Origin of the sequence: Kribbella sp. (assembly GCF_035655035.1) — a bacterium.
In the GTDB taxonomy this organism is placed as follows: domain Bacteria; phylum Actinomycetota; class Actinomycetes; order Propionibacteriales; family Kribbellaceae; genus Kribbella.
In genome coordinates this window covers 1-5865 of the sequence record NZ_DASRVN010000382.1, presented here as the reverse complement: position 1 = coordinate 5865, position 5865 = coordinate 1, and the positions used below count along the sequence as shown (strand labels likewise).

The 5865-nt window shown below is 70.1% G+C and carries 4 protein-coding genes; all 4 read left to right on the top strand.

Annotated features, from left to right (window positions below):
* Positions 1-1368 (top strand): glutamate synthase-related protein (locus tag VFF46_RS21485; protein ID WP_325038966.1); only part of this gene is annotated, 1368 nt, incomplete at its 5' end.
* Complete coding sequence (locus tag VFF46_RS21480) at positions 1368-2834, top strand: glutamate synthase subunit beta (protein WP_325038965.1); 1467 nt, start codon at positions 1368-1370, stop codon at positions 2832-2834. The genes VFF46_RS21485 and VFF46_RS21480, both read left to right, overlap by 1 nt.
* An 89-nt stretch (positions 2835-2923) precedes the next feature.
* Positions 2924-4459 carry a metallophosphoesterase family protein gene (locus VFF46_RS21475; RefSeq protein ID WP_325038964.1) on the top strand — a complete coding sequence of 512 codons (1536 nt, stop codon included), beginning with the start codon at positions 2924-2926 and terminating at the stop codon, positions 4457-4459.
* A 99-nt stretch (positions 4460-4558) separates the two neighbouring features.
* On the top strand, positions 4559-5865 hold a 1307-nt coding region (pyk, locus tag VFF46_RS21470), incomplete at its 3' end, for a pyruvate kinase (RefSeq protein WP_325038963.1).

The window sequence follows — 5865 nt, the reverse complement described above, 5'->3', positions numbered from 1 at the left end:
CCGCTGACCTCGCTGAAGCACGCGGGCGGTCCGTGGGAGCTCGGCCTCGCCGAGACCCAGCAGACCCTGCTGCTGAACGGGTTGCGGGACCGGATCGTGGTCCAGACCGACGGCCAGCTGAAGACCGGGCGGGACGTCGTGATCGCGGCGCTGCTCGGCGCCGAGGAGTACGGTTTCGCGACCGCTCCGCTGGTAGTGTCGGGCTGCATCATGATGCGCGTCTGCCACCTGGACACCTGCCCGGTCGGCGTCGCCACCCAGAACCCGGTGCTCCGGGAGCGGTTCTCCGGCAAGCCCGAGTTCGTGGTGAACTTCTTCGAGTTCATCGCCGAGGAGGTCCGCGAGTACCTGGCCGAGCTCGGCTTCCGGACGCTGGACGAGGCGATCGGGCATGCCGAAGTACTGGACATCGAGCGCGCGGTCGACCACTGGAAGGCCGACGGGCTCGACCTGTCGCCGATCCTGCACGTGCCGGCGCTGCCCGAGGGCGCGTCGTTGCACCAGACCGTCGCGCAGAACCACGGGCTGGACAAGGCGCTCGACAACGAGCTGATCCGGATCTGTCAGCCGGCTCTGGACAACGGCGAGCCGGTCCGGGCACAGGTCCCGATCCGGAACGTGAACCGGACCGTCGGCACGATGCTCGGCCACGAGATCACCAAGCGGTACCAGGCCGCCGGGCTCGCGGACGGGACCATCGACCTGACCTTCACCGGGTCGGCCGGCAACTCGTTCGCCGCGTTCGTGCCGCGCGGGGTCACCCTGCGGCTCGAGGGTGACGCCAACGACTACGTCGGCAAGGGCCTGTCCGGCGGCCGGGTCGTGATCCGGCCGGACCGCCGGGCCCGGTTCGACGCCGCCGACCAGATCATCGCCGGCAACGTGATCGCGTACGGCGCGACGTCCGGTGAGCTGTTCATCAGCGGCGGCGCGGGGCAGCGGTTCTGCGTCCGGAACTCCGGCGCCACCGCGGTCGTCGAAGCGGTCGGCGACCACGCCTGCGAGTACATGACCGGCGGGCGCGTCGTCGTACTCGGCGCCGTCGGCCGGAACTTCGCGGCGGGTATGTCGGGCGGCGTGGCCCACGTACTCGACCTGGACCCCGCGCTGGTGAACCCGGAACTGGTGGATCTGCACCCGGTCACCACCGACGAGTCCGAACTGCTGCACGACCTGGTCCGCAGGCACTTCGAGGAGACCGGATCGGAACGGGCCGCCAAGCTGCTCGCCGACTGGCCCGCCGCTGCCGCCAGGTTCACCACGGTGATGCCCCGCGACTACGCCCGGGTGCTGGCGGCCAAGGCGGCCGCCGAGCGCGACGGGCTGGACGAGGACGCCACCACGCGAGCGATGATGGAGGCCATCTGATGGCTGACCCCAAGGGATTCCTGACCACCCCGCGCGAGGTCGCCGACCGGCGGCCGGTGGAGGAACGCAAGCAGGACTGGAAAGAGGTCTACCCCGGCGGGCCCGGCAAGGCGCTGCTGCCGATCATCACCAAGCAGGCCGGCCGCTGCATGGACTGCGGGATCCCGTTCTGCCACAGCGGCTGCCCGCTGGGCAACCTGATCCCGGAGTGGAACGACCTGGTCTGGCGCGACGACTGGTCGAGCGCGATCGAGCGGCTGCACGCGACCAACAACTTCCCGGAGTTCACCGGGCGGCTGTGCCCGGCGCCGTGCGAGACCTCCTGCGTCCTCGGCATCAACCAGGACCCGGTGACGATCAAGAACGTCGAGGTCGCGATCATCGACAAGGCCTGGGAGACCGGTGACGTCAAGCCGCAGCCGCCGGAGTGGCTGACCGGCAAGACGATCGCGGTCGTCGGGTCCGGCCCGGCCGGCCTGGCCGCCGCCCAGCAGTTGACCCGCGCGGGGCACACGGTCGCGGTGTACGAGCGCGCCGACAAGCCCGGCGGCCTGCTGCGCTACGGCATTCCCGAGTTCAAGATGGAGAAGGAGCAGGTCGACCGCCGGATCCAGCAGATGAAGGAGGAGGGTACGGTCTTCCGCTCCGGCGTCAACGTCGGCGTGGACGTGACCGGCACCCAGCTCAAGCAGCGGTACGACGCGGTCGTGATCGCGACCGGCTCCACCGCCGCCCGCGACCTGCCCGTACCGGGCCGTGAGTACGGCGGGATCCACCAGGCGATGGAGTACCTGCCGCAGGCCAACCGGGCCGCGCTCGGGCAGACCGTCGAGGACCAGATCGTTGCCACCGGCAAGGATGTGGTGATCATCGGCGGCGGCGACACCGGCGCCGACTGCCTCGGTACGGCGCACCGTCAGGGTGCCCGGTCGGTGACCCAGCTGGAGATCATGCCGCGGCCGTCGGACGAGCGCCCGGCGGGGCAGCCCTGGCCGACGTACCCGATGATCTACCGGGTCGCCTCCGCCCACGAGGAGGGCGGCGACCGGGTGTACGCCGTCTCCACGGTGAACTTCGAGGCCGATGCCGCAGGCAACGTAGCGGGCCTGAAGCTGGTCGAGGTCGAGTTCTCCGAGGGCCGGTTCAACCCGGTCGAGGGGACCGAGCGGACCATCCCGGCGCAGCTCGTGCTGCTGGCGATGGGCTTCCTCGGCCCGGAGCGCGAGGGCTTCCTCGAGCAGCTCGGCGTGGAGCTGGACGAGCGCGGCAACGTTCGCCGGGACAAGCAGTACCAGACGTCGGTCGACGGTGTGTTCGTCTGCGGCGACGCCGGTCGGGGCCAGTCGCTGATCGTCTGGGCGATCGCCGAGGGCCGCTCCTGCGCCGGCGGCGTGGACGCCCACCTCACCGGCTCGTCGACCCTGCCGACCCCGATCCTGCCGACCGCGCGTCCGCTCGCAGTCTGAGATCAACGCCTCACTTCGGGTGACCGGCGCGGTTCGCCGTGCCTGAGGTGAGGCTTCTCGGTAGGTTGGGGGCCGTGGTCAGGCGACTGATGACGAAAACGCGGCTCCGGGCGATCGCTCCCTGGGCCGCGTTGAGCGTGCTCTTCGCGATGACCTCGATCGTCGTCGGCCTGCTCGTGTTCGCGAACGACTCGCAGCGGATCACGATCGGCGCCCACGCGGCGACCGTGTCACCGACGTTCGACAGGCACGCCACCCTCGACCTCGGCGCGGTGCTGCCGCGGCTGCGGATGCCCAGCAACGAGCCGCTCGGACTCGGCGTCAACATCGACGTCCAGGAGACGAACGCCTCCAACCTCACCGACCTGATCAACCGCGACGCGCTGATCGCCGCCCAGCCCGAAGGTGAGATCGCGCGGATCCAGCAGGCCGTCCAGCAGATGGCGGTCGACGACGCGCTCGCCGGTGCGGGCACCGGGTTCCTGGTCGTCGTACTGGTCGCGACGCTGTGGACGATGATCGGCGTACGGCGCCGGCGCGAGCTGTGGCACCTCGTGCACCGGCACGAGCGCCGGGTCGAGCACCGCGCGGTCGTCGTCCTGGTCGCGCTGCTGATCACCGTCGCCTCGATCATCGGCCCGGGCCGGATCCGCGGCGTCGAGGTGCCGCCGACCCAGTGGACACCGCTCGCGACCCTGCTCCCCGAACTCGATCTGGACCAGCAGTTGCAGGGGGTCGAGGTGGCGGCCGGATTCTCCACCACCGGCGGCGTCGGGTTCGTCAAGACGGCCGTCGAGACGTACCAGCGGTCGACCCAGTTCTACGGCCGGCTCAAGGACAAGGTCGGTGGGGTCAAGGGACAGATCCACCAGCCGGGCAAGGACGAGACGGTCGCGATCCAGCTCAACGACCGGCACGACAACATCGGAATGGACCCGGTCGCCGCCGCGGTCGCCAAGGCCGCCGGGGCGAAGCTGATGATCGATGCCGGCGACGACACGTCGGGCGGGCAGTCCTGGGAAGCGTTCAGCATCAACTCGCTGCGCCAGCACTTCAAGGACTTCACGGTGGTCGCGGTGGCCGGCAACCACGACGCCGGCGGGTACATCGTGGACCAGATGCGCAAGAGCGGTTTCACCGTGCTGGACAGCAAGCCCGTGGAGGTCGAGGGGATCCGGTTCCTCGGTGACAGCGATCCGACCAAGACCGGCCTGGGCACCGGGAACATCCCCGGCAAGGAGACGGTCGAGCAGCAGTCCAAGCGGCTCGCCGACATCGCGTGCGCGCAGCCGCCGGACAAGCGCATCTCGACCTTCGTCGTCCACGACCCGGTGTCGCTCGCGGACACCGCCGCGCGGGGGTGCGCCACCTTGCTGTTGTCCGGGCACCTGCACCACCAGGTCGGGCCGGAGACGAAGGTCGTCGACGGGCGGGCGGTGACGACGTACACGAACGGGACGACCGGGGGAGCGGCGTACTCGTTCGCCCTCGGGTACGCGTTGCGCCTGCCGGGTGAGATGACGCTGATCACCTACCTGAAAGGCGAGCCGGTCGGCCTTCAGACGGTCACCGCCACGACCGGCGGCGAGCTCACCGTCGGGGCCTACACCCCGTTGTCCTCTTGACGATTCAGCGTTCGGCGGAGGAGTTCGCCGGACGTTAACTGTCCAGTAAGGGGGGTGGACCAGCGGGGGCAGTGGTTTGCAGGAGTAGGGTTTTGTGACGTGCGTCGCGCAAAGATCGTTTGTACGCTCGGCCCGGCTACGGCCGCCCCGGAGCGCATCCAGGAACTCGTCCAAGCCGGTATGGACGTCGCCAGGCTCAACCTGAGCCACGGCGCCCACGCCGAGCACGAGCGCATCTACCAGCGGATCCGTACCGCCGCTGCGGAGGCCGGGAGCAACGTCGGGATCCTCGTCGACCTGCAGGGCCCGAAGATCCGGCTCGCGGAGTTCGCCGAGGGGAAGGCCACGCTGACCTACGGCGAGCGCTTCACCATCACCACCCGGGAGGTGCCGGGCGACCAGACCATCTGCGGGACGACGTACGACGGCCTGCCGGGCGACGTGAACCCCGGTGACCAGCTGCTCATCGACGACGGCCGGATCGCGCTGGTCGCCGAGGAGGTCACCGAGACCGACGTGATCTGCCGGGTCACCGTCGGCGGGCCGGTCTCCAACCACAAGGGCATCAACCTGCCGGGCGTGTCGGTCAGCGTGCCGGCGCTGTCCGAGAAGGACGCCGAGGACCTGCGCTGGGCGCTGCACCTGCCGGCCGACATGATCGCGCTGTCGTTCGTGCGCGACGCCGCCGACATCCAGCTGGTGCACAAGATCATGGACGAGGAGGGGCTGCGGCTCCCGGTCGTCGCGAAGATCGAGAAGCCGCAGGCGGTCGCCAACCTGGACGAGATCATCGAGGCCTTCGACGGGTTCATGGTGGCCCGCGGCGACCTCGGCGTGGAGCTCCCGCTCGAGGAGGTCCCGCTGGTCCAGAAGCTGATCATCGACCAGGCCCGGCTGAACGCGAAGCCGGTGATCGTCGCCACCCAGATGCTGGAGTCGATGATCTCCGCGCCGCGGCCGACCCGGGCCGAGGCGTCCGACGTCGCGAACGCCGTACTCGACGGCGCCGACGCGGTGATGCTGTCCGGCGAGACCAGCGTCGGCCGGTTCCCGATCGAGACCGTCAAGACGATGGCCCGGATCGTGGAGTCCACCGAGGAGCACGGCCTCGGCCGGGTCCAGGAGATCGAGTGGGAGCCGAAGACCAAGGGCGGCGTGATCGCCCGCGCGGCCGCCGACGTCGCCGAGCGGCTGGACGCGAAGTACCTGATCGCCTTCACCCAGTCCGGTGACACCGCGCTGCGCCTGGCCCGCTACCGCACCGAGGTCCCGCTGCTGGCCTTCACCCCGGTCCCGTCGGTCAGCTCCTGGCTGAGCGTGGTCTGGGGCATCACCACCCACATCGTCCCCACCGTCGAACACACCGACGAAATGGTCCGCCAGGTCGACCAGCGCCTCCTCGAACT